Here is a 22,427-nt window from a genome sequence, read left to right as displayed (position 1 = left end):
GCTGCAATGGGATATTACGTATTTCACTCTTAGTTTATATATTTGCTCAGCACTAAAGCAGCATTGCCACCACCAAAAGCAAAATGATTGGATAAGGCAATGTGAATGGGCTTTGTGCGTGCCATATTGGGCACGTAATCCAAATCACAGTTAGGGTCGGGCGTTTCCAAATTAATGGTTGGTAATATTAAACTATTTTGCAAGCATAATGCCGTTGCAATGATTTCCATTGCTCCTGCTGCACCAATAGTGTGGCCAGTCATTGCTTTTTGCGCTGTGATAGGAATCTCATAAGCACGAGCACCAAATACAGCTTTAATGGTTTGCGTTTCTGTACTGTCATTTAACTGGGTGCCGGTACCATGGGCATTGATGTAATGAATGTCATTGGCCGACACTTTGGCATTGTCTAAAGCAGCTAAAATGGCACGTTGCTGCCCCTTGGAGCTAGGCGCAGTGACATGAAAGGCATCACAGCTTGCGCCAAACCCTATAATTTCTGCATAAATGGTTGCTCCTCGAGCTTTTGCATGATGCAATTCTTCCAGGATCAATACTCCGGCTCCGTCCGCAATGACCATTCCATCACGGTGTAGATCAAAAGGGCGGCAGGCTTTCGTCGGATGTTCATTATTTGTTGACATGACTTTTAGCTTACACCATGTAGCCATCACTGATTCCCAAAGTAGCGACTCAGCTCCACCACAAAGTGCTACTGATAGTCGTCCTTGAGAAATGTGTTGGAATGCTAAACCAATCGCTTCTGCAGAAGAAATACATGCATTAGAAATTGTAGAGTTAGGACCCCCAAGACCAAATTCAATGGCAATATGATTGGAAACAGAATTGGGCATTAGCCGTAAAACACTTAAGGCTGGGACTTTTTTCCAATTTTCGTTATACATCACTTTGAGTATGGTTTCTACTTCAGAATAGCCACCCATGCCTGTACCCATGTAAGTACCTGCTTCTTCTAATTCTTTACTAGTGAGTCCTGATTGCTGCAGCGCATGATGCGCGCAATAAAGAGCATATTGCGCGGCGCGAGGATAACGTTTATTTTTATTAAATTGTGGGAGATTATCCAAACAGAGATCGGTTATTTCGCCACCAATTTGTGTGGGGTAGGGAGAAGGATCATAGTTTTGTATACGTTTAATACCGCACTGGCCTTGACTTGCAGCGCTCCAGAATTTTTCTAACCCCGTCCCTATAGAGGATGTGATCTCCATCCCGGTTATTACCACTCTTTTTTTCATTCCTTTTCCTTTATAAAAGAAGCGTTTTTCCGGCTAATACTAAAGGTGTGGTTTAAACATTGTCAAGCTGTAACAGTGCAAATGAAATTTACTTCACGCCAAGAAAGGTTGAAAACCGAAGCGCATTGCCATTAAGAAATATGGTTGTTTGCCTACGTCCTGCGACTTGTTCGGCTTTGTGGCATAAAAGAAGAAAGCTAATCTGATATATTTGTATCTCGTTAAGTTAAGTGGTCAGTACGGTTTGCACAGTTTCACTAGGGCTCACTCGTAATAAGTTTGCAATTTTGTCATGACCCTCGTTGCACCAAAGACTGAAGTTCAGTGAAATCAATTATCCAATAATCACAGGCATTCTGGGTTAAGAATCCCAAGCGCGTATAGAGTTCCAGAGCTTTTTTATTATGTGTTTCTACATCTAAATTAAGCTCAGGTTTGCCTTCGCTTAAGGCATAATTAATGCAATAAGTAATTAATGCAGTTCCAATACCTTGACCTTGTTTTTGTGGGAAAACAGCGATGTCAGACAGCGTCGCCCCATGTTTTTGCCAGCGCAAATGAGCTTTACCCACCAGCTTTTGTTGCTCAAACGCGAGGACGATTTGATAATTACGTTCACTGAGAATGTGTTGGAAACGAGGCTCTAGTTCACTTTGAGTTTTATGAAAACAGGCTTCATCTAATAAACATAATTGTGCAATATCCTCAAAGGTTGCTATGCGAAAGCTAAGTTGTTTACGTAAATCCAGCAAAGGATTTAAATCATGACGCTCCATGTAATACTCACTATGACGGTAAGTAAATCCATGTATTGGCAACCATCGATCATTTAAACGAGCGGGGCTTGAAAAAATTAACTTATAATAATTATGCTCTTGAATTAGTGGCAGCATATTTTGCAGTAATTTCTTGGCAATTCCTTGATGGCGTGTTTCAGGATGCACCAGCAATGCCACTTCTACTGCATCATCATAAAAGAAATAAACGCTTAAAAAGCCCAGAAGTTGATCTTTTTCATAATATAAACCGATGGTGGGTAAGCTTCTTTGCTGTACCAGTAAATGCATGTATAAATTGGGAACACTGTTATCTGCTTTTTTGCAGATGGCTTTAAGCTGTTCTAGATCGTGGAGCTGCTGTTCTTTTAATTGATTTGTTGTGCTCAGCATAATCGATTTTAAAAAAATTTATTTTTTTAAGAATAGCACACATCGCTCACAATTTAAGGTGGACTCTAATTAAAAGTGTAGATTTAACACTGCAACCACAATTTCCATGATAATTAATACAATAATAATAATTTCCAAGTTATGGCCGTGGCGATTATCCAGATAGCCGTTAAACATTTCAAAAATCTCATTAAGCGTATCTAGACGATGATTTATTGCATTGACTCGACGTTGAATATGCAAATAACGCTCCAGCATGGAAAAATGCTGTTCCAAAGTTGGATGTTGCCAGAAATATTTAGGATGATAGAGGAAATTACTGATTAAGTTCATTTCACTTTTAGCACCTAAAATTTCACCAATGATTTGTTGAATCTGGGTGCGACTGATTTCCATTTCTCCTGAGTGGGATAAGTTTTGGATCATCGGATTGTATTTTTCAATTAAGATTTCAATGATGGTTTCAAAATACTGAAGTTTCACTGACTGTGAAAATCCGTAAGATAAACTCAATTTGAGCTCATCACTGTCATCTTCAATGGTTAAGCAATCTACGTCAAAATAATCATGCGGTTCTATGGTGGTTTTATCGCCTTGTTGGAAATGAAACTCATCATGAACCAAGATGTTTACTGGCTTGTCAATCATTTGCTTTAGCGTGTTCAAATGGTCATTAATACGATAACGTTTAATACCCCATGATACGACAGTGCCGTTTCTAAACACGAAAATAGTATTGTTTCTATCGGCGTTATCTGTGAGTTTAATCACCTCTCGTGTTTTTAACGAATTAAATTCAGAGGCATTATTTTTAAAATAATTGTCTACGCGTGTTAAATCAATTGATTTAGCAATACAAAAGCTTAAACATTCCATGATAGTAGTAACCTGCAATAAAAATGTGGTGTTTGCAAAGAGAGGGCTCTGAAGGCAAACAAATCTGTTGTGAATGAGGGCACACCCGAATTCAAATACAGTAGCAAACTGATTATACAATATTTCTAGTGTTTATCTCAAATTGAACTATTTATAAAGCTTTTTGGGGTGCGTGTGAGCGTTGGGTTTCGTTATTTCCACCCAACGTTCTTGCGATCATAATGTTATGACTCGCTGTCAGCTGTTTCACGACTAGAATAGGCTTTCTTCCGATCGGTTGTGCCACTTAACCATAATGGGCATACTTCTAAAATCGCCGCAATTCTATCCAGTTGTTCTTTTCCTGGAAGTACGTGGCCAAAGATTAATGAATTCGCCAAATGGCGAGATACATCAAATACCTTGGATACAGCTTTGATTTTTTCAGACAACTCTTCAGGAAAACCTAATGTAGCCAACTCGCGATTGAAGCGCTGTGAAAATACTTTACTGTTCATTTTCTCACTCCGTGAAAAAACATTATCCAGCACTACGCAAATCAAATGCTGCCCTCACATCTGATCTATCAATCCCTGAACCAGATAAAAAGAGTTATAGCGTATTTTTTTTGAATCGCAAAGTATTTTTTGAATTGAAATCATTTGATTACCAACAAATTGGCATAATGGAAGATTTACGATCAAATAAAGCCATAAAAAGAGGAGATAATCCATGCTGCATGTGGGGTTTATATTTTTTTCGTCAGATAGGACAGCAAAAAATAAAATGTAAAATCTGTGCACACGCAGAATATATGGTACAATTTCTGCTCATTCATTTTCAGGGCATTTCTTTTCAATGTTTGGCACCAATAAAATCATCGGTAAAGCTTTTTTTAAAGAAGCAAAACCCGAGGAACTTTTTGTCACTAGCCGTTTTTTTACTTTACAAGGCGAGGGGCCTTATCGTGGGCATCCAGCTTATTTTATTCGTTTGGCCAAATGTAACTTAGCGTGCTCTTTTTGCGATACCTATTTTGATGCCGGTGAATGGCGGAGTTTTTCTTCTTTATTGGCTGAAGCAAACGAAGTAATCGCTGACTTTTTTACTCGTCGAGCGATGCAGGTTCCAGCATGGGCGCAAGGTAAAGCAAAAAAAATAATATTAGTGATCACAGGGGGAGAGCCTTCTCTGCAGGCATCTTTATCCGCCTTTTTAAGGCAGGCTCAGGATTATTTTCAACAAACGCAAATTGAATCTAATGGCACTTTGGTTTTAGCTGATATGCCTAAAGAAACTACGTTGGTCGTGAGTCCCAAATGTTTGGAAAAAGAAGGAGTGGCACAACGTTATTTAAAACCAAATAGTGCGATGCTTGCACGTGCTGATTTTTTAAAATTTGTAATGTCTGCTCCTGAAAATGCACAATATTCTCCGTATAGTGAAATTCCTCTTTGGGCACATGAGTGGGCAGCACAGACTGGCAAAACAATTTTTATTAGCCCGATGACTATTTACCAAAAAGAACCACAACGGGTTAAAAAAATACGTGATACTGGATGTGATTTAACTCTAGAGGAACGATCAGATATTAATGAAGTGGTAAGTTTTTGGGAGCCTGAGCTTTTAGATTTAAGACGTAATCAACGTAACCATGAATATGCTGCTGAGTATTGCATGAAACATGGATTTCTCTTGAATTTACAATTGCATTTGTTTGCCAGTTTGCCTTAATAGACAAAGGCAATGAATCGTATAGGGGCTTCAGTCAGGGCAATATTCATCGGTACTACTAAGCTAAACGTCCCATGGACGGCGGTAGTTTGGTGTTAGTTATCTTTAAAACAAAATTATAGTGTAGCAAAACTGTCGCTATTTATGTTATTTTCAGTCAAAATGGTAAGTATTTTATAAATTATTTTCCTCTATTTGTACAAAATAGGGTATAATGTAGGGCTGTATTTGCAAAGAGATGATTTTTTGCTGTTAAATGAAGTAGTTAGTCCTTGTGACCTCTGGAATATTTAAATTAGGAGTCAGGAACGAATGAACAGAATAGCTTTATTCATAGGTTTGATTTTAGCCAGTGTTATCACTGCGGAAAGTGCACAATATGTTAAGGGAACAACTCATAAAATTGTCCTTTCTGGTTTGCAACCAGGAGAGGGGCGTTTTATCAAAGCAGCAGAGTATGTAAATAATCAATTCCACACGGGTTCTTATATGTGTGCAGGGACTAATGAGCCTTTTTATTTAGAGCAGCTTTTAGCCCGCAAAAGCCAAATTCCTTTTCATGAAGAGCATTTAATTAAGTTTTCGATTTGCCAAGATGAAACTATGGCGGATTGCTTGGAGTTTGCTACCGATAAATATTTGACATTTAGAAATATTGACGGCTATTTAGAGAATGATATTTCGCAATTTAAACTAGACTTGACTACCGTCAAAGACGCTTTTAAACCATGTACACCTCCTGAAATGGATGAGAAGGTGAAACGCTCTATTCATCTTAGCGATCGTCAATTTGCTCATGTAGGCTAAGCAATTTATCTTCAGTGCATCAATATTTTTGGATGCACTGCAACATATTTGCTAAGCGATTTTGAGTGGTTTGATATTCCAAGCCAGACAATGCCATGGTTTTTCTGCTGCTTCATTCTCAAAAAGGCAGAAGGCACCGGTAGCGATTTTAATGCTATGCTGTGTACTAAATGCAGTAAAATCACCAGTAAGATGAGGTGCGAAGCGAGCAATACCATTGCTGGTAACGACCAAGCAAGTTTTTCCTGCAAATTCACTGCATAAACGTTTGGCAAAGTGGTGCCAATGGTTAATAATTTCTTGAGGATTAACCTTCCATCCAGTAGGAACAATTGCTTGTGCTTCCCAAGCATTTAATGTCTCTTTACCTAGACGTGCGACTACTTGCTCTTCGGGTTGATTTTCATCAGGGCCATAATCAATTTCATTAAAAATAGACAAGGTTTCTATAGGTAGTTGTGTGCCCATGTATTCTTGTGCTTTTTCTGCTGTTTGAATGGCGCGTTTGAGTTTAGAGGTAAAAATAACATCTGGAATAAGTTGATGTTGTTTAAGATAAGCGCCTAGAGCACCTCCTTGCGCTAAACCGCTGTCGACCAGAGGTAAATCTGTTGTGCCAACACGGCGAACGACATCACCTGCTGTAAAAGTATTACCGTGTCGTGCGATCAATAATCTTGTAGTCATGATAACTTAAATCTCTTTGGTTAACGGCAATAATTCACCGTGTTGAACAATTAAGGTTTCAGCGCGGACGACATCTTCTGGACTATCTATCCCAGACATACTGGCGCGGCCTTTATAATCAACAGGGACGCAGCGAATAGTATATCCATGCTCTAGAATGCGTAATTGCTCTAGACCTTCCATTTGTTCGTAGGTACTTTCGGGAAGAAGTGTCAAGAATTGTTCGAGCATGGCGAATGAATAACCATAAAGCCCAATATGACGAAAAATGGGACTTTCTTCTGATTGTTGGCGTAATTCTTTTTCTTTACGCAGTGCAGGAATAATATTTTTGCTAAACCAATAGGCTTGCCCAGTCTGTTGATTAAAAACCGCTGTGGTGCCACTAAATGGGGTGCTTAATTTATTTTGTCGTAGGGTATCTAATTGTGCCCAGTTTAATTGTGTTACCGGGGTGACTACATCACAAGGTGCTGTAGCAAAAGCATCAATCATCGCACGTAAGAAATCAGGTGGAGTTAATGGGGCATCACCTTGCATATTTAAAATGAAGTCTGGAGGTGACGGTAATTGACGAACTGCTTCTGCCACCCGATCAGTGCCTGTTAAGGCTTCAGTGGAAGTCATTACCCAATCCACACCGATTTCTTGGCAATGTTTGCTAATGCGATCATCGTCTGTTGCTACAATGACGGATACATTATCTAAGCCCACAATAGCTGCACGTGACAGTTGAACGACTCGCTGTAACATCGTTTGTCCATGAATCATAATGAGTGGTTTACCTGGTAAACGAGTTGATGCATAGCGCGCGGGAATGATGATGGCAGTGTGCATGTTGATAGCGTTTCTATATTCAAAAGGAGGAAAATAATAGCGCAAATTTGCAATAATTCCAATGTAAGAATTCCTGCTATATTCTATTTTAAACTGGAATTAAATTATAACGTTTGTTATAATTTTCTTAGGCGCTTATCGCGAGAACAATTATGTTAAAAGTAAAAATCACTACAGTTGGAAACTCAGTAGGAATCACTTTTCCTAAAGAAGTATTAAGTCATTTAAATGTTGAAAAAGGAGATTATCTCTATTTGGTTGAAACGAATAATGGATATGAATTATCGCCTTATGATCAAGATTTTATAGAACAAATGATGTTGGCTGAACAAATTATGAAAGAAGATAGAATCGTCCTTCGTGTATTAGGTCAGGGTTTAAAATCGGACAAAAATGATGCAAATTCAGATGATAATAATGAAGTGATGAGCAAACATTTATGAAAGAACCACAATGGATACTAGAATCAGTTGTGTTAAAAATTTACGAGCAACAAATGAAAGAGCATGGTGGAGAATATGGTATTAGAGATATAGGCTTGTTGCAATCAGCGCTTAATCATCCAAAAAATTTATGGCAATATCAAAAAAGTGATTTATATGGTTTAGCTGCAGCATATGCTGCAAGAATATGTGCCAATCATCCATTTATTGATGGAAATAAACGAGTGGCTTTTGTAATAATGCGGTTATTTTTAAAACTTAATGGTAAAGATGTACATGCTTCACCACAAGATAAGATTAATATATTTATGCTCTTAGCGAATGGTCGAATTTTGGAAGATGAATTAAGAGAATGGATTTATAAAAATACGGTCTAAAATCTTACGATATTAACGTAACGTCAAATTCTTACATCGGCATGGCCGCGCTCATGCTCACGTACCATGCTATTTTTTTATTCCGAAGTAAATGTCCATAATGAGCTATGAACCTAAAGCCTTCTCTTGACGCGCGAAATAATTTAAATCCAATTCCCGAGCCGCCTTCACATCATCCAAACGTTTCACCGGTAGTGTATGAGGTGCATCTTTCAATATTTGTGGATTATCTGCAGCTTCTTGCCTGATGGTTTTCATGACCTGCACAAAATTATCCAGTTCTTCTTTGCTTTCTGTTTCTGTCGGCTCAATCAATAAGCATTCGGGAATCAATAAAGGGAAATAGGTTGTTGGTGCATGGATGCGATAATCTAACAAGCGTTTTGCCAAATCCATTGCGGTTACTCCATAAGTTTTCTTTTCTGGGCTTAAGGTGATAATAAATTCATGCGATGCACGACGTTTAGGATAGGCAACGGTAAAACCTGCTTGAGTTAATTCATTTAATAGGTAGTTGGCATTGAGTGTGGCGTATTCGGACACGCGCAGCAAACCGGCTTTACCTAACATGCGAATGTAAAAATAGGCACGTAATAAGATACCTGCATTACCCATGAAACAGGATAATCGGCCAATACTTTGAGGGTAATCCTGATGGGTGGCCCATTGGAATCCTGTGGCGGTTTTTTTCACTACGGGTAGCGGGATAAACGGCAGTAAGCGTTTACCTACCGCAACTGGGCCAGCACCTGGGCCACCGCCACCGTGAGGTGTCGCAAAGGTTTTATGCAGGTTTAAATGCATCACGTCAAAGCCCATATCCCCAGGCCGTACTTTACCCAAAATGGCATTGAGGTTTGCACCATCATAATAAAGCAAGCCACCGGCCTGATGTACTAAAGCGGCAATTTCTTTGATTTGTCGCATAAATAATCCCAAAGTAGAAGGATTAGTGAGCATAATGCCCGCTGTTTTAGGGCCTAATTTGCTTTTTAATTCATTCAGATCGATATCACCATCAGAAGCGGTAGCGATTTCAACAATTTTAAAGCCACACATAACGGCGGACGCAGGATTAGTACCATGTGCCGCATCAGGAATGAGCATTTCATTGCGTGCTGTATCACCTCGTGATTGATGGTATGCTTTAATCATTGCTACGCCAGCAAATTCACCTTGAGAGCCTGCCATTGGCGTTAAAGATACAGCAGCCATACCCGTGATTTCTGCAATATACTCTTGCAAACGATACAATGGTTCTAAAAATCCTTGGCTATCTTGTTCGGGTGTTAGGGGATGGCGATTGAGAAAAGCAGATATGGATGCCGCTTTATGTACTCCACGAGGGTTGTACTTCATGGTACATGAACCTAAAGGATAAAAATTACTGTCAATTGCAAAGTTTTTATGAGATAAGCGCGTAAAATGACGCACTACTTGTAATTCAGAACAGGCTGGCATACGAGGAGGTGTTTTTCGCTGGAGCTCTGCAGGAATTGCATATTTGCTATGAGTAATTTGGGGGGCTTGTGCAGATGCCCGGCGATGCTCTTGGGATAATTCAAAAATCAACATAATTTGCCTTCCATCTTCTGAATGAGGTTTTTGATCTCATCGCGGTGTTTTACTGGAGTAAATTCAATAAATTCGTACTCAGCAATTTCTGCCAAGTAATAGGGATCTCTCTTAAAAATGTTTTCCAAATAGTCACGATCATTAGTCGTGGCAATAATAATACCACCAGTACGTGGCTTCATGGGGCCTGACGCGATAAATAAATCTTGCTTGTAATAATAATCAAGAAACTCTCTATGAGCATTTAAGTATTTATCAATTTCGTCAGTGGGGGCTAAATAATTTAGTTTGATGATAAACATTAAATACCTCATTAACTCATAATTAATTTCAAGGTTTTGGTATAAAGCGCAATATCTTCAGCAGTACGCATTTCAGTAGCACAGACTAATAAGGTATTTTGCAGTTGTGGATAATAAGTTGCTGCAGCCAAACCACCTGTAATGCCTGCATCTGCGAGTTGTTTTAATACTTCATCAACTGGACGTGGTAGTTTGAGCAAGGCTTCATGAAAATAAGGCGCACTAAAGACTAATTCTACTCCTTTAATTTGCGTTAATTGGGCTACTAATTCATGAGTATTTTGATGGCATTGGCTAGCGACTTGATAGAGCCCCTCAGCGCCAAGCAGACTCATGTAAATGGTTGCTGCAGTGACTAATAGACCTTGGTTTGTACAAATATTAGATGTTGCTTTAGCACGACGAATATGTTGCTCACGAGCTTGTAAGGTAAGCGTAAATCCTCTCTTGCCCTCTTTATCTAAGGTACAACCTATAATTCGCCCTGGCATTTGCCGCACATGGGTCATTCGCGTACTTAAAAAACCAAAATAAGGTCCTCCAGACGCCATAGGCGCACCTAAAGGTTGCCCTTCACCACAAACGATGTCCACTCCATGCTCACCCCAAATACCAGGTGGTTTGAGCAAAGCCAAAGATGTTGGGTTGACGCAGGCGACGCTAATGACTTGATTTTCATGGGCCCAGTTACTCAGTTGATCTACAGGTTCTAAACAACCAAAGAAATTAGGTTGGGTAATGATAAGTGCAGTAATGTCTTCACCGTTGTAATGCGCTAAAGTAGAAAGATCAGTAATTCCTTGCTGCTCATTAAAGGGAAGGGTAATGACTTCAATATGCTGATTGCTCAGGATGGTTTTAATGGTTTCCAGATATAATGGATGAGTTGCTCCGGTAATCAAGATACGATTTGTTTTGCTGTGTTTGTTGACTCGCACTGCCATTAATGCCGCTTCAGCAAGTGCGGTTGCACCGTCATACATGGATGCATTAGCAACGTCCATGCCAGTTAATTCACAGATCATGGTTTGATATTCATACAGCAACTGTAAAGTACCTTGGCTGGCCTCTGCTTGATACGGAGTATATGCCGTTAAAAACTCTCCACGCGAGGTAATATCCCACACTGCTGCAGGGATATGATGTTCATAGCTGCCTGCACCCAGAAAGCAAATTCCATTGCGGTTTTGATTACCTAGTTTTTGTGCTTCTTTAAGCAGTTCCATTTCATTAATGCCTGCAGGTATTTCTTGAAACCCGGCATAGTGTAAGGAGGCAGGAATCTCATCAAACAGGCTTTGTATCTCAGCAACGCCAATCGCATCGAGCATGTTTTTAGTGTCTTTAGGGGTGTGGGGAATATAGGGCATAATTACTCCTCAGCAATCACTTTTTGGTACTCGTCAAAATCTAATAAGCGCTTAATTTCGCTGCGATCGCTAGGTCTTAATTTCACTAGCCATCCTGCAGCGTACGGCTCTGTATTAACTATAGCTGGATTTTCAACGACTGCTTCATTGATTGCGATGACGGTGCCAGTAATGGGAGCATAAAAATCAGAAGCTGCTTTTACGGATTCAACAACCCCTAATTCATCGCTAGCCTTGACTACATCACCTACTTCAGGTAGTTCGATAAACACTAGGTCACCTAAAAGTTGCTGTGCGTGATCGGTAATGCCTACTGTAATTTCATCATGCTCTTCTCTGAGCCATTCATGGGTTGAAGTGAACTTTAAATCATTCATTATTTTTATCCTTAACTTACTTAAATTAGAAATTAAAAAGGGATTAGATTGGTTTCCCATTTTTTACAAAACGTGGTTTGCCTACCGTAGCGGGGACCAGCTTACCGCGAATCTCCACCATCACTTGCTTGTCGGTTTCTACAGGAACACGTGCTAAAGCAATGGATTGCTCCAGGGTTGGTGAATAGCTGCCACTGGTGATGAGGCCATCGGCATAGCCTTCAACTACTACACGTTGTCCATGACGCATAATGCCTTTGTCCAACAAAGTTAAACCCACTATTTTGTGTTTTATGCCCATGTTTTTTTGTGAAAATAAAGCGCCCATGCCAATAAAATCACGATCTTCAGGTGTCCATTTAATAGTCCAACCGAGTCCAGATTCTAATGGGCTAGTCGTCGTATCCATATCCTGACCATACAACATCATGCCTGCTTCCAATCTTAATGTATCGCGAGCAGCTAAACCACAGGGTTGAATTCCTGCATTTTTTAGGTCATTCCATAGTGGTACTATTTGCTCTTGTGGCACAATAATTTCAAGACCGTCTTCACCAGTGTACCCCGTACGTGCAAAAAAATACTGTTCAATATCTACGCATTCAAAATGAGTTAAGGTTGATACGGCATCGATTTGTGCTGGGTTAAGAATGCTTAGCGTTTTGGTGATGGCATTAGGACCTTGTACAGCAATCATAGCAAGTTCACGACGCTCTTGTAGTCCGACTGCAAAACCTTCACTCATTTTGCGAATCCAGTTGAGATCGGCATGGCGTGTTGCTGAATTAAGAACTACGCGATAATTATCAGATGCACGTTGATAAACAATTAAATCATCAATAATGCCACCGTGTTCATTACACATGCAGCTATAAAGTGCTTTGCCATTATGTTCTAGCAGATCTACGTCATTGGTTAAGAGTTTACGCAAGAATTGACGGCCGCCGGCGCCAAGAATATCAAGTATGGTCATATGAGATACATCAAACATACCCGCATCGCGACGAACTTGGTGGTGTTCCTGTAATTGAGAACCGTAGTGCAGCGGCATCTCCCATCCATGAAAGTCAACCATTTTTGCGCCACATTCCAAATGAGTCGCATGAAGTGGGGTTTTAGCAATCATTGCGTGCCTCCTTTTTTTATCACTTTGATGAAGATGATTATACCTATTGTGATTAATATTGCGAGATTTAGCTTTGAGTTTTTTGTAATTATCTTAAGAGTAAATTGCGTGCTCAATACGGGTTAAAGGCGATTGAGAGCTTGCCTAAATCACAGGTGAAGGTTCTTCTAAAGGCAAAAGTCCTTTTTATTATTTACTACGTCAATACTTCGTTGTTTCATGTTATTCAGACAAAACCACTATATACTGTAACAACATAGAGATAATTATAGGATCAAGTATGACTTGGCTAAGTATATGGCGGTGGATACTGGATTTAAGTTGGTTATTTGTTCTTTTAATTTTGCTAAGATATTTTTGGCAAAGTAGAAAATCTTTAGCCGCAGCCCAAGCTTGGCTCAAAACTAAAGGGCATATTACCTCTTGCGAATGGAGCACCATTGGCCATAGCGTTTGGCCAAAAATTGAGTATTCATACCAGGTTTATGATCGCGATTTAGTGGGGCATTATCTCTTTTTAGATACCATACACAATAATCCTAACAGCAAATATGCGCGGCAAATTGCGTATAAAGTCGCGGTTGCTTTTAAAGAAAATAATGAAATCGATGTTTATTACAATCCCAATCATCCAGAGCAATCGGCTTTGGATGTGGCAATGCCGAAAAAATTAAATTTTATTTTAATGTTGATCGGCATATTAATACTCTGTCAGGTAGGGGTAATTATTTGGCACCTGCTGGTGTAGCGGCTGAGGATGATGGTGTTTCGGTTTCATCCTCGATAGGACATTGGCAGGGTGGGCTCGTCACTATCGACTGTAAATTGGTAATGCTGTAACCACGTACGCCTTGACCAGATGGGGCCACTGTAAAATGAATAGTTACTTTTAAATTTTGCCGTTGTTTGTATTGGGCATTTTGGTATAGCACTAAAAGTTTCATGTTGGCTTTCCAATGGGTGGCATCAATCGGGGTAATGACGGGAGGTTCAGTAGCTACTGCACTGACATAATAAAGGTTTGCTTGTACTGCGTCAGGGAGTTTGGAATCGTTTAAGGCTTTAGTATAGGCAATCCAGGCATTGGCAGTAAAATATTTGGCAATTTGCTTTTGTTCTTGTAAATAATTTTTGTAACTAAAACTGTAAGTTGCTACGATGGCTTCATTCACCCAGACTGCTATTGGCGCTTGCTCGGGATCTGCTGAAACCCATTGTGAACAGACTGACAATAATAGAAAAGCGAATGATTGCAATTTTTTGTTCATAGTTAAGATGGCTCCTTCGCGAATAAGATTCCGTATCATTACCCTAGTGTACTTAGTTTTTACCAATAAAAAAATCCCCGGAATTTCACCGGGGCAAATAAATTGTTTGAGTCAAAGACTCAAACACCACTTCACTTAAGAGGGGATGAGTCCATTTTCATTATCCAAGGTTTAAATACAATCATTTAGTGTTAAAACTACCGATTATTCAGGTTTTATGCTACCTTATGGGGTTTATATCGACAAAGTTAAGTTAGGAGGGCATAGTGCGTAACAGTCGGTTCTACTTTGCTAATCCTGATCGAATAGGTCGATTTATCAACCGTTGGGATATGCTGCTTCTTATTTTAATTTTTGCAGTATTATTCTTTTTTGGTTGGGCCGGGTCACAAATGGCAACTCCTTATCAGTTAGGAGACCAGCTCCCTATTTCTTTGGCGCCAGAAAATCTTCCTTTTTATGCATTGCGTACGGTACTTCGTATGTTTATTGCGTTATTTTTTTCAATCTTATTTACATTTACGGTGGGTTTGCTCGCGGCAAAGAATCGGCGTGCAGAGCAGGTGATTATTCCCGCAATTGATATTTTACAATCCATTCCTGTCTTAAGCTTTCTATCTATAACGGTGACCGGATTCATTCATTTATTCCCTAATAGCTTATTAGGGCCTGAATGTGCCTCTATTTTTGCTATTTTTTGTGCCCAAGTGTGGAATATGACATTTGGTTTTTATCAGTCTTTAAAAACATTACCCCATGATTTACAAGAAGTTTCCTCTATGTTTGGTCTGTCTGCTTGGCAGCGGTTTTGGAAGCTGGAAGTGCCATTTTCCATGTCGAGTCTTTTATGGAATATGATGATTTCTATGTCCGCCAGTTGGTTTTTCGTGGTTTTGTCTGAGGCGATTTCCGTAGCGCACCAAAATATTCGTTTACCAGGAGTGGGTTCCTATATTGCTTTGGCTATCCAACAGCGCGATTTACACGCTGTTGGTTATGCCATTTTAACCATGGTGATTGTAATTTTTTTATACGATCAAATATTATTTCGCCCCTTAATTGCGTGGTCTGAAAAATTCAAATCAGAAACTTCACCTGATGAGTCTGAGTATCAATCTTGGTTAGTGGATTGGATGCGTGGTAGTCGCTTAATGAAACATTTTGCTGAGGTAATCGACCTATTTACTGATAGTTTTGTTAATGCACGTTGGTTTCGTCTTGGAGAGTCCAAGGCCAATAAAGAAATCGATTTCAATCGGCAAAAACGTATAGACCGCTTTTGGAGTATGGTTGTTTTAATTTGTGTTTTTAGCGGGGGCTGGTTTTTATTACGCTTTATTTTAGCGGAGCTTAAAGTCAGCGATATTTTACATGTATTTTTGCTTGGAGCTGCAACGGGAGCACGAGTTATTATTCTCATTGCCCTAAGCTCATTAATCTGGATTCCTGTTGGTGTCTGGATTGGTTTACGACCACGTATTGCCCAAAAAATACAGCCAGTCATTCAGTTTGTCGCAGCGTTTCCTGCGAATTTGTTTTATCCTTTATTTGTGATTGCTATCGTAGAATTTCACTTAAATGTAGAAATTTGGGTAACCCCACTTATGATTCTTGGCACTCAATGGTATATCTTATTTAATGTGATTGCTGGTGCTTCTACTATCCCCCGCGAATTATATTTAGCTGCGGATAATTTTGGCTTAAAAGGATGGTTGTGGTGGAAACGTTTGGCCTTGCCCGGTATTTTTCCTTTTTATATCACCGGTGCTATTACTGCAGCTGGTGGTGCGTGGAACGCAAGTATTGTCGCTGAATGGGTGAGCTGGGGTGATGTTACGCTTAAAGCAACAGGATTGGGTGAGTATATCCAGGCAAGTACTACTACCGGAGATTTCCCCAAAATTGCTTTAGGTACCGCAATGATGTGTTTGTACGTGCTGACTTTTAATCACTTTATTTGGCGCCCACTATATCGTTTAGCAGAAGAACGGTTTAATTTTAATTAATCACAAGAACATCGAGCCGCTTATGTCTGAAACTATTATTGCTATGGAAAATTTATGCAAATCCTTTAAAAAGGCTTCGGCACAGGAACTGTTGGTACTTGAAGACGTTAATTTCAAGTTATATGAAGGTGAAATTGTCGCTTTATTAGGAAAGTCGGGATCAGGCAAATCGACTTTGCTACGTATTATTGCGGGTTTGATTCCTCCTTCTAGTGGGGCGATTACGTATCGAGGTACGCCAGTAACTCGTCCAGTTGCAGGAATTGCAATGGTATTTCAATCGTTCGCTTTGATGCCCTGGTTAACTGTTTTAGAAAATGTGGAGCTTGGCTTGGAGGCGCAGGGTGTCAATCGTGAAGAGCGCAGGCACCGCGCGATTGAGGCGATTGATATTATTGGTCTTGACGGTTTTGAATCTGCTTTTCCCAAAGAATTGTCAGGAGGTATGCGCCAGCGTGTTGGTTTTGCGCGTGCATTAGTGATTAATCCAGATGTTTTATTAATGGATGAGCCTTTTTCTGCTTTGGATGTATTGACTGCAGAAAACTTAAAATCAGACTTGTTGGAGTTATGGAAAGAACGAAAAACCAATACTAATGGCATTTTATTGGTGACACACAATATTGAAGAAGCAGCTACTTTAGCGGATCGTATTGTTATTTTTGGCAATGATCCAGGTTATATTCGTGCAGAATTACCAGTGACCTTGCCGCAACCACGCGACCCAGAATCGCCAGAGTTTCGTGCTTTAGTAGATAAAATTTATACGTTGATGACGACAGGCCCTAAAGAGAAAGAAAAACGAGCTCAACGTGAGCGTCAAATTGGTCTTGGCTATCGTTTGCCGGATGTAGAACCTTCTGAATTAACTGGCTTGGTTGAAACGATGACCTCTTTTGAAGAGCGCATCGACTTACCGGAGCTTGCTGATGAATTGATGATGAACATCGATGACCTTTTCCCCATCCTTGAAACCTTGGAAATTTTAGGTTTTGCTAAAGTATCCGCAGGGGATATTCAATTAAGCGAGTTAGGCAAGCAGTTTGCAGAAGCTGATTTACAAGAACGAAAGCGTTTGTTTGCCCAGCGTTTATTAGAAAAGGTGCCTCTGGCGCGCTATATTAGTCGTGTTTTAGATGAGAAAGTCGGGCATCGTGTCTCTGAAGAGCGCTTCTTAAGTAAGCTTGAAGATTACCTCAGTGAAAAAGAAGCAGAACGTGTTTTGCGTACGATGATTGATTGGGGGCGATATGCAGAGTTATTTGCTTATGATTTTAATACAGGAATTTTAAGCTTAGAAAACCCTGGTAATAGTGAATAATTAAACACATACTCCGATAATGTAGGTTGGGCTACGCTTAGCACCAACCTACCTATGCCAATAGGCCTATGATATTTAGTTGACTTTTAAGTAGAAAGAACCCTAAATGCTATGGAGTCTGTCCTATGTGGATTGTTTTAAAAAATTAAACAGTTCACGTTAGCGTTCACGTGAATGAGCGCTTGCGCAAGTTATTTAAATTTTTAAATAATCTACAAAGGACGGACCTGGCCAAAATCCAACCTACGATTTACGTACCAAATAATCCAAAATTTGCAATAAACGCTCAGGATTTCCAGCCAACTGCAAATCTGTTTTGTATTTATTATTCACTACAAAAGCAGGCACTGCATTAATCTGATAAGTGCTCATCAGTGCCATACCTGTTTGTACTTTCATATCAATCGATGGTGAGTTTTCAAAGGCACTTTTGGCTACTTCGCGATCCACACCCTGAGTCACAAAAAAATTAATCATACTTTGTTTCGATTCTAAAAGGTTACGATCAACTTGAATGGTCTTAAACAGCAGTGGTGTTAATTTCTCATTCATGGCCAAGGTCTTACCAGTATAATAAGCTTTGGCATAAAGTTCCCAACTGGGTTTAAAAACCACGGGAATACGTTCAAATTGTACACTTTTCCCCATTTTATCAACCCATTGAGTCAATGAGGCTTCAATTTTGTAACACCAAGGGCAGCCATAACTAAAAAATTCTTGGATTAAAGGAGCTTTGCCTTTAATATCCACACTTTGTGGGTTTGATACGATTTGATAATCTTTGCCTTCAACAAATGTTGCGGCTAATGCCATGGTGGGTAATAATAAGAAGAAACAAATTAGCTTTTTTAACATATTTAAATTCCCTAGTGTAAACCTTCAATATAATGTGCCACTGCTTCCATATCTTCTTGACTCATGCGGCTGCTAATGTCTTGCATGATATGGTTTAAATCATTTTTGCGTTTACCATCTTTAAATGCCAGTAATTGCACTACGGTATATTCTGCATGCTGGCCAGAAAGCACAGGGAAACCTGCCTGAGCATTGCCTGTTCCTTTAGGACCATGACATGCGATACATGCCGTTATCCTTTTGGCAAAGTCTCCACCGCGGTAGAGTTGTTCTCCGCGTTGCAAAAATTTCTTGGGAGTGCTTCCCTGAGCAAGCGGCATTTTAGCATAATACATCGCCAAGTCATCTATATCTTGTGTGCTTAAGGTAGCAACTAAGGCACTCATTGTCGGGGCATCACGCAGAGTTTTATCTTTCATATCCTGTAATTGTTTTACAAAATATTTAGGATGTTGGCCTGCCAAGTCTGGCCATTGTGAATTGAAACTAATACCTTCTTGCCCATGGCACGCAGCGCAAACCAGTGCTTTACTAGCAATAGCTGAAGGATTTTTTTGAGCAAAAATGAGTAGAGGAGCGCACAAAAGAACTGCAAGTGCAAATTTTTTCATCGGTGTTTATCAAATGTTACATAAATTAGTGAACTAATGGTACACTGCCTTGGTCTAAATCCCAAAGTATTATATCACATGTTAGAAAATCCTTATTCCAAAGCAGTATTTTTAAAAAGTGCCGCGCGCGTAGTGCACTTACCTGATGATCTGGGCTATGAAGTTGCTTTTGCGGGGCGTTCTAATGCTGGTAAGTCGAGTGCTTTAAATTGTTTAACGGGAATTAAAGGACTAGCACGTACCAGTAAAACTCCGGGACGAACGCAATTAATTAATCTATTTTCGCTTGATGAGCAGCGTCGCTTGGTTGATCTGCCAGGTTATGGTTATGCTAAAGTGGCTATGCAGGTGAAAATAGAGTGGCAAAAGCACTTAGCTCATTATCTAGAAATAAGGCAGTGTTTACGTGGCTTAGTATTGCTAATGGATATACGCCATCCCTTAAAAGATTTAGACCAAATGATGGTGGATTGGGCGCTAAATCGGGAGTTGCCGGTGCATATTCTTTTGACCAAAGCAGATAAATTAAGCCGTGGTGAAGCAAAAAATACCCTACTGAACGTGCGTAAGTATTACGAATTAGCCAGTCATTTAATCAGTGTGCAAACCTTTTCTTCTTTGAAGAAAGAGGGTGTGGGCGAATTAATTGCCTTACTTAATCAGTGGTTTGAATTAGGAAACGTCTCTGAAGTTTTTTTAGACAAGATTTAACCTTGAATTGAGCACAGATTTTTCAATTTTGCCATTTGCCATAATCGGGAGGTAAATCTCTCCATGGCACCTCTCAGATTCAGAAAATAGATATAATATAAAATTCATCGCATAAGAATGATTATGCGATGAGTTGTGCTATATGCACTTTGAATGCTAGAAAGTTAACGATGTACCTATCTCATTACTCTCAAGATCTATGGAAGATTTGCATCCTAGATTGAAATCCTCGCAAAAGCTCGTCGGTTTAATCCCTAATACAAAACCACCGATTAATGTATGTGCCAGACTATTTTTAAAAACTTCTAAATAGTAATTTAAACAAGTGACTACCCAAGATGGATTAATCCATGAAGTATTTTGGTAATTTTGGCCTGCTTTATAGTTTTTTAAGAAAAATGAGCTGCGATTTTGTACAAATTGAAGCATTTCCTTTGGAGTTTCTTCGTGTGCAGCCCCTTTATGCTAAAATGGCAGTTCAATCCAGGTTCTTTTTCATGAAAATGAGAATGACATAAAGCTATTTCTGTTTGCGTTCCATCAGAGTTTTCAATTAGGTATTGGTTTTCTTTAGAACTTAATTTAGATTTCATTAATGAGCTATTAATATATGATTCTACTTCCTTGCGGTTTTTACAGGATAAGGCGTGTTTTATACATTCAGGAACATCATTACAATTTATTTTGTATTTAATTTGTTCCTTAGCTAACTTAAAATCTTTATAAAAAGAAAACTCCAGGAAAAAATCTTCGCCGTTTTTAGTAAGCCCCATAAAATCGGTTACTAATGATGATGATTTTGCTCTTTGTTTTATTTCTAGGATTTGATTTTCTAATAGACCATGTTCAAATACCTTACAACTGAAACCATCTCCATTCTCGTTCAAATAAAGTACATGTTTATTCATTTAACTGCCTCTCCAACTAAATTAGTGCTAATTAAACATTGATTTAATGTTTGATACCTGTTCAGATCCAACACATTGTTCAATGGCGCACTCAATTTGAGTGATTAGTATACGCGATGGACTTAATATTCGTCGGATATCCTCATAATCTGATTTTATCTCGCCTTTAATCCATGCAAGAGCATGGCGTTTATTAGACAACTTTTCTTCCATGCGTATAGTACATAAAGACTTTGATAAATAATTAATTTCTATCAAACGAAACTCTTCTAATAGATGGCGTGGACATTGTGTAATAAATCTATTAATTTCTTTCCATTTTAATTCATTAGCTTGGGGTGAAACGCTATCAAATTGGTCAGAAAATTCTTTTAATTTCTCAAGGAAAAGGGAGGCATCAAACCATTTCTCAGTAAATTTTTTTCCGTTTAACGTGTAAGTTATTCCCTTTTCAGTTACTTGATTATATTGAGCACGCATCAATTCTAATAATGTTTTGTGTGGTTTATTTTCGGAAATGGATTTAAGCATCATCTCACCCAGGCGGTAGTTTAGAGCCCAAACCGCATAACCAAAGCCACTAACCGCTTCAAAATGCCGGCCATTGCCATCGATAACGCTATTTCGTTTAAAGATAAAGCTTAAGTCATTAAAATGATTAGTCAACATGGATTGTACTGAATCATGTGCACTGCGAGCCACCTCATTTAAAAAGTGATGTGCTTTACGGACGTCGTATAAAGGCTTAAATAGAGAAAAATTTTTTTTAAAGGTAATAGCAAGATTGGCTAATTCACGATTCGATAATTTAAGAGAGAGTTCACTTTGAACTAACGAGGGTAAGTCCTCAAAAGATTTCAGGGTCATGTTTATTATAATGGGCGATTAACAAGGGATCCATTATAATGAATTATTATGGTTTTTTAAACATCATAATGATTAATATTTAATTCTATTGACTGAAACGGCAATCCTTCACTCTCTCTATCATCAAATGCTTATCTTGTTTCATTAGAAATCTCCAAAAGTTTTTTCCATATCTCTTTATCTTGCAACTAAGCTCAAATTATTTGCAACTGAAATTCGCCACACCATCAGAAAAACACCCGTTTATTTTATTGATCTTCTTGAAAAGTACTCTAATTTGGAGTACTATTAAAATAGATAAATAATTTGGTGAAATGATTGATAAAACCATGTCAGGTTGACTTAACAACAAAGGCACAGAAGAGCCTAACTAAAGTGCCTGAATATATTAAAGAAAAGCTACTCTTATGGGTGGATTCAGTAGAACGTATTGGGATTAACAAAACCAGAATTATTCCTGGTTATCATGATGAACCATTAAAAGGAGACCGTTCTGGGCAACGCTCAATAAGATTAAATAAAGCGTATAGGGCAATTTATATTGAAAAAGAAAACAAAGAGATAGTAATTATTTCTGTTATTGAGGTAAATAAACATGAATACTAATGCACGAGAATATCTGGAAAAATCTGTAGGTAAATTAACTTTAGGTAAAGCTATTCGCTCTATTCGTCATAGTGAAGGAGCCAGCCAGATAGATTTTGCAAAACAACTCGGTGTCTCAAAACAGTTTTTATGTGATCTGGAGCATGATAGAAAAATTGTAAGCGCAAAAAAGGCCAAGCAGTTTGCCGAAAAGTTAGGGTACTCCTCAGAACAATTCATCGCGCTTGCTATCCAAGACTCTCTAAAGCACGATGGGCTCCATATGATTGTTGGCGTAAAAGCAGCTTAAAAATTTCACAGAAAAGATCATAATTACAAGGCCGCTTAACGATAAAGGAAAACAACATAGGAACTAT

At 39.0% G+C, this 22,427-nt stretch carries 26 protein-coding genes; 10 read left to right on the top strand and 16 right to left on the bottom strand.

The features are described 5' to 3' along the window. Positions 1 to 29: 29 nt before the first annotated feature. The 4 genes from QM652_RS03085 to QM652_RS03070 all read right to left on the bottom strand — a co-directional run bounded on the left by QM652_RS03085 (position 30) and on the right by QM652_RS03070 (position 3,801). Positions 30 to 1,259, bottom strand: a complete 1,230-nt coding sequence (locus tag QM652_RS03085; RefSeq protein WP_415072767.1) for a beta-ketoacyl-[acyl-carrier-protein] synthase family protein — start codon at positions 1,257 to 1,259, stop codon at positions 30 to 32. A gap of 290 nt (positions 1,260 to 1,549) precedes the next feature. Further along, positions 1,550 to 2,428, bottom strand: a complete 879-nt coding sequence (locus QM652_RS03080) for a GNAT family N-acetyltransferase (protein WP_415072765.1) — start codon at positions 2,426 to 2,428, stop codon at positions 1,550 to 1,552. A 69-nt stretch (positions 2,429 to 2,497) separates the two neighbouring features. After that, positions 2,498 to 3,304: an RMD1 family protein gene (locus QM652_RS03075; protein WP_415072763.1), complete on the bottom strand. Its 807-nt coding sequence runs from the start codon at positions 3,302 to 3,304 to the stop codon at positions 2,498 to 2,500. 224 nt (positions 3,305 to 3,528) lie between these two features. After that, positions 3,529 to 3,801, bottom strand: coding sequence for a hypothetical protein (locus QM652_RS03070; protein ID WP_415072761.1), 273 nt, complete (start codon positions 3,799 to 3,801; stop codon positions 3,529 to 3,531). 340 nt (positions 3,802 to 4,141) lie between these two features. On the opposite strand from QM652_RS03070, the gene QM652_RS03065 reads away from it, so the two are divergent. Next, the gene (locus QM652_RS03065) at positions 4,142 to 5,017 is read left to right on the top strand and encodes a 7-carboxy-7-deazaguanine synthase QueE (RefSeq protein WP_415072759.1); all 876 of its coding nucleotides are present in this window, start codon (positions 4,142 to 4,144) and stop codon (positions 5,015 to 5,017) included. Between the two features lie 312 nt (positions 5,018 to 5,329). Further along, positions 5,330 to 5,824 (top strand): hypothetical protein, encoded by a 495-nt coding sequence (locus QM652_RS03060; RefSeq protein ID WP_415072757.1) that lies wholly within the window; start codon positions 5,330 to 5,332, stop codon positions 5,822 to 5,824. A 51-nt stretch (positions 5,825 to 5,875) separates the two neighbouring features. Here QM652_RS03060 and QM652_RS03055 read toward each other — a convergent pair whose 3' ends face one another. Together QM652_RS03055 and QM652_RS03050 are read right to left on the bottom strand one after the other, a co-directional pair. Further along, the gene (locus QM652_RS03055; RefSeq protein WP_415072755.1) at positions 5,876 to 6,511 is read right to left on the bottom strand and encodes a histidine phosphatase family protein; all 636 of its coding nucleotides are present in this window, start codon (positions 6,509 to 6,511) and stop codon (positions 5,876 to 5,878) included. A gap of 6 nt (positions 6,512 to 6,517) precedes the next feature. Continuing rightward, positions 6,518 to 7,348, bottom strand: a complete 831-nt coding sequence (locus QM652_RS03050) for a 3-deoxy-manno-octulosonate cytidylyltransferase (protein ID WP_415072753.1) — start codon at positions 7,346 to 7,348, stop codon at positions 6,518 to 6,520. Positions 7,349 to 7,500: 152 nt separating this feature from the next. Between QM652_RS03050 and QM652_RS03045 the strand changes: the two genes are divergently transcribed. Then, positions 7,501 to 7,791, top strand: a complete 291-nt coding sequence (locus QM652_RS03045) for an AbrB/MazE/SpoVT family DNA-binding domain-containing protein (protein ID WP_415072751.1) — start codon at positions 7,501 to 7,503, stop codon at positions 7,789 to 7,791. Further along, the gene (locus tag QM652_RS03040; protein WP_415072749.1) at positions 7,788 to 8,168 is read left to right on the top strand and encodes a type II toxin-antitoxin system death-on-curing family toxin; all 381 of its coding nucleotides are present in this window, start codon (positions 7,788 to 7,790) and stop codon (positions 8,166 to 8,168) included. The genes QM652_RS03045 and QM652_RS03040 overlap by 4 nt, the downstream gene beginning before the upstream one ends. A 105-nt stretch (positions 8,169 to 8,273) precedes the next feature. Here QM652_RS03040 and gcvPB read toward each other — a convergent pair whose 3' ends face one another. Genes gcvPB through gcvT form a run of 5 tightly spaced genes read right to left on the bottom strand, consistent with a single transcriptional unit; the run spans position 8,274 to position 12,918 of the window. Further along, a complete protein-coding gene (gene gcvPB, locus QM652_RS03035) occupies positions 8,274 to 9,743 on the bottom strand; it encodes an aminomethyl-transferring glycine dehydrogenase subunit GcvPB (RefSeq protein WP_415072747.1) in 1,470 nt (489 codons plus the stop codon). Then, entirely contained in the window at positions 9,737 to 10,045 is a 309-nt protein-coding gene (locus tag QM652_RS03030; protein ID WP_415072745.1) for a YciI family protein, read from the bottom strand. The genes gcvPB and QM652_RS03030 overlap by 7 nt, the downstream gene beginning before the upstream one ends. Before the next feature lie 11 nt (positions 10,046 to 10,056). Further along, complete coding sequence (gcvPA, locus tag QM652_RS03025) at positions 10,057 to 11,415, bottom strand: aminomethyl-transferring glycine dehydrogenase subunit GcvPA (RefSeq protein ID WP_415072743.1); 1,359 nt, start codon at positions 11,413 to 11,415, stop codon at positions 10,057 to 10,059. A 2-nt stretch (positions 11,416 to 11,417) separates the two neighbouring features. Further along, positions 11,418 to 11,792, bottom strand: coding sequence for a glycine cleavage system protein GcvH (gene gcvH, locus QM652_RS03020; protein WP_415072741.1), 375 nt, complete (start codon positions 11,790 to 11,792; stop codon positions 11,418 to 11,420). 43 nt (positions 11,793 to 11,835) lie between these two features. Continuing rightward, positions 11,836 to 12,918 (bottom strand): glycine cleavage system aminomethyltransferase GcvT, encoded by a 1,083-nt coding sequence (gcvT, locus tag QM652_RS03015; RefSeq protein ID WP_415072739.1) that lies wholly within the window; start codon positions 12,916 to 12,918, stop codon positions 11,836 to 11,838. Positions 12,919 to 13,198: 280 nt separating this feature from the next. Here gcvT and QM652_RS03010 point away from each other — a divergent pair, with 280 nt between their 5' ends. Further along, complete coding sequence (locus QM652_RS03010) at positions 13,199 to 13,666, top strand: DUF3592 domain-containing protein (RefSeq protein ID WP_415072737.1); 468 nt, start codon at positions 13,199 to 13,201, stop codon at positions 13,664 to 13,666. Here QM652_RS03010 and QM652_RS03005 read toward each other — a convergent pair. Then, positions 13,644 to 14,186: a DotI/IcmL family type IV secretion protein gene (locus QM652_RS03005; RefSeq protein WP_415072735.1), complete on the bottom strand. Its 543-nt coding sequence runs from the start codon at positions 14,184 to 14,186 to the stop codon at positions 13,644 to 13,646. The two genes, QM652_RS03010 and QM652_RS03005, sit on opposite strands and share 23 nt — an antisense overlap. A 266-nt stretch (positions 14,187 to 14,452) precedes the next feature. On the opposite strand from QM652_RS03005, the gene QM652_RS03000 reads away from it, so the two are divergent. Both QM652_RS03000 and QM652_RS02995 read left to right on the top strand, forming a co-directional pair. Continuing rightward, on the top strand, positions 14,453 to 16,192 hold the full coding sequence (locus QM652_RS03000; protein WP_415072733.1) for an ABC transporter permease: 1,740 nt from the start codon (positions 14,453 to 14,455) through the stop codon (positions 16,190 to 16,192). A 22-nt stretch (positions 16,193 to 16,214) separates the two neighbouring features. After that, positions 16,215 to 17,513: an AAA-associated domain-containing protein gene (locus tag QM652_RS02995; protein ID WP_415072731.1), complete on the top strand. Its 1,299-nt coding sequence runs from the start codon at positions 16,215 to 16,217 to the stop codon at positions 17,511 to 17,513. A gap of 243 nt (positions 17,514 to 17,756) precedes the next feature. On the opposite strand, the gene QM652_RS02990 is transcribed toward QM652_RS02995, so the two are convergent. Both QM652_RS02990 and QM652_RS02985 read right to left on the bottom strand, forming a co-directional pair. Next, a complete protein-coding gene (locus QM652_RS02990; protein WP_415072729.1) occupies positions 17,757 to 18,368 on the bottom strand; it encodes a thiol:disulfide interchange protein DsbA/DsbL in 612 nt (203 codons plus the stop codon). An 11-nt stretch (positions 18,369 to 18,379) separates the two neighbouring features. Then, positions 18,380 to 18,979, bottom strand: a complete 600-nt coding sequence (locus tag QM652_RS02985; protein ID WP_415072727.1) for a c-type cytochrome — start codon at positions 18,977 to 18,979, stop codon at positions 18,380 to 18,382. Positions 18,980 to 19,057: 78 nt separating this feature from the next. On the opposite strand from QM652_RS02985, the gene yihA reads away from it, so the two are divergent. Then, positions 19,058 to 19,690 (top strand): ribosome biogenesis GTP-binding protein YihA/YsxC, encoded by a 633-nt coding sequence (yihA, locus tag QM652_RS02980; protein ID WP_415072725.1) that lies wholly within the window; start codon positions 19,058 to 19,060, stop codon positions 19,688 to 19,690. 389 nt (positions 19,691 to 20,079) lie between these two features. On the opposite strand, the gene QM652_RS02975 is transcribed toward yihA, so the two are convergent. Further along, the gene (locus tag QM652_RS02975; protein ID WP_415072723.1) at positions 20,080 to 20,598 is read right to left on the bottom strand and encodes a hypothetical protein; all 519 of its coding nucleotides are present in this window, start codon (positions 20,596 to 20,598) and stop codon (positions 20,080 to 20,082) included. A 27-nt stretch (positions 20,599 to 20,625) separates the two neighbouring features. After that, a complete protein-coding gene (locus tag QM652_RS02970; RefSeq protein ID WP_415072721.1) occupies positions 20,626 to 21,465 on the bottom strand; it encodes a hypothetical protein in 840 nt (279 codons plus the stop codon). Between the two features lie 318 nt (positions 21,466 to 21,783). Between QM652_RS02970 and QM652_RS02965 the strand changes: the two genes are divergently transcribed. Together QM652_RS02965 and QM652_RS02960 are read left to right on the top strand one after the other, a co-directional pair. Next, on the top strand, positions 21,784 to 22,071 hold the full coding sequence (locus tag QM652_RS02965) for a type II toxin-antitoxin system mRNA interferase toxin, RelE/StbE family (RefSeq protein WP_415072719.1): 288 nt from the start codon (positions 21,784 to 21,786) through the stop codon (positions 22,069 to 22,071). After that, on the top strand, positions 22,061 to 22,360 hold the full coding sequence (locus tag QM652_RS02960) for a helix-turn-helix domain-containing protein (protein ID WP_415072717.1): 300 nt from the start codon (positions 22,061 to 22,063) through the stop codon (positions 22,358 to 22,360). Before QM652_RS02965 ends, QM652_RS02960 begins: the two co-directional genes overlap by 11 nt. Positions 22,361 to 22,427 lie beyond the last annotated feature (67 nt).

It is taken from the genome of Legionella sp. (assembly GCF_047605385.1).
In the GTDB taxonomy this organism is placed as follows: Bacteria; Pseudomonadota; Gammaproteobacteria; order Legionellales; family Legionellaceae; genus Legionella.
This window is presented reverse-complemented; position numbering and strand designations above follow the sequence as displayed.

Coding starts and splice junctions, on each gene's coding strand:
- gcvPA (WP_415072743.1), bottom strand. CDS start 11,415: ATGCCCTATATTCCCCACACCCCTAAAGACACTAAAAACATGCTCGAT.
- QM652_RS02975 (WP_415072723.1), bottom strand. CDS start 20,598: ATGAATAAACATGTACTTTATTTGAACGAGAATGGAGATGGTTTCAGT.
- QM652_RS03030 (WP_415072745.1), bottom strand. CDS start 10,045: ATGTTTATCATCAAACTAAATTATTTAGCCCCCACTGACGAAATTGAT.
- gcvT (WP_415072739.1), bottom strand. CDS start 12,918: ATGATTGCTAAAACCCCACTTCATGCGACTCATTTGGAATGTGGCGCA.
- QM652_RS03075 (WP_415072763.1), bottom strand. CDS start 3,304: ATGGAATGTTTAAGCTTTTGTATTGCTAAATCAATTGATTTAACACGC.
- QM652_RS02985 (WP_415072727.1), bottom strand. CDS start 18,979: ATGAAAAAATTTGCACTTGCAGTTCTTTTGTGCGCTCCTCTACTCATT.
- QM652_RS03080 (WP_415072765.1), bottom strand. CDS start 2,428: ATGCTGAGCACAACAAATCAATTAAAAGAACAGCAGCTCCACGATCTA.
- QM652_RS03070 (WP_415072761.1), bottom strand. CDS start 3,801: ATGAACAGTAAAGTATTTTCACAGCGCTTCAATCGCGAGTTGGCTACA.
- QM652_RS03050 (WP_415072753.1), bottom strand. CDS start 7,348: ATGCACACTGCCATCATCATTCCCGCGCGCTATGCATCAACTCGTTTA.
- QM652_RS02990 (WP_415072729.1), bottom strand. CDS start 18,368: ATGTTAAAAAAGCTAATTTGTTTCTTCTTATTATTACCCACCATGGCA.
- gcvPB (WP_415072747.1), bottom strand. CDS start 9,743: ATGTTGATTTTTGAATTATCCCAAGAGCATCGCCGGGCATCTGCACAA.
- QM652_RS03085 (WP_415072767.1), bottom strand. CDS start 1,259: ATGAAAAAAAGAGTGGTAATAACCGGGATGGAGATCACATCCTCTATA.
- QM652_RS03045 (WP_415072751.1), top strand. CDS start 7,501: ATGTTAAAAGTAAAAATCACTACAGTTGGAAACTCAGTAGGAATCACT.
- QM652_RS02970 (WP_415072721.1), bottom strand. CDS start 21,465: ATGACCCTGAAATCTTTTGAGGACTTACCCTCGTTAGTTCAAAGTGAA.
- QM652_RS03055 (WP_415072755.1), bottom strand. CDS start 6,511: ATGACTACAAGATTATTGATCGCACGACACGGTAATACTTTTACAGCA.
- QM652_RS03065 (WP_415072759.1), top strand. CDS start 4,142: ATGTTTGGCACCAATAAAATCATCGGTAAAGCTTTTTTTAAAGAAGCA.
- QM652_RS03010 (WP_415072737.1), top strand. CDS start 13,199: ATGACTTGGCTAAGTATATGGCGGTGGATACTGGATTTAAGTTGGTTA.
- yihA (WP_415072725.1), top strand. CDS start 19,058: ATGTTAGAAAATCCTTATTCCAAAGCAGTATTTTTAAAAAGTGCCGCG.
- QM652_RS02960 (WP_415072717.1), top strand. CDS start 22,061: ATGAATACTAATGCACGAGAATATCTGGAAAAATCTGTAGGTAAATTA.
- QM652_RS03005 (WP_415072735.1), bottom strand. CDS start 14,186: ATGAACAAAAAATTGCAATCATTCGCTTTTCTATTATTGTCAGTCTGT.
- QM652_RS02995 (WP_415072731.1), top strand. CDS start 16,215: ATGTCTGAAACTATTATTGCTATGGAAAATTTATGCAAATCCTTTAAA.
- gcvH (WP_415072741.1), bottom strand. CDS start 11,792: ATGAATGATTTAAAGTTCACTTCAACCCATGAATGGCTCAGAGAAGAG.
- QM652_RS03040 (WP_415072749.1), top strand. CDS start 7,788: ATGAAAGAACCACAATGGATACTAGAATCAGTTGTGTTAAAAATTTAC.
- QM652_RS03060 (WP_415072757.1), top strand. CDS start 5,330: ATGAACAGAATAGCTTTATTCATAGGTTTGATTTTAGCCAGTGTTATC.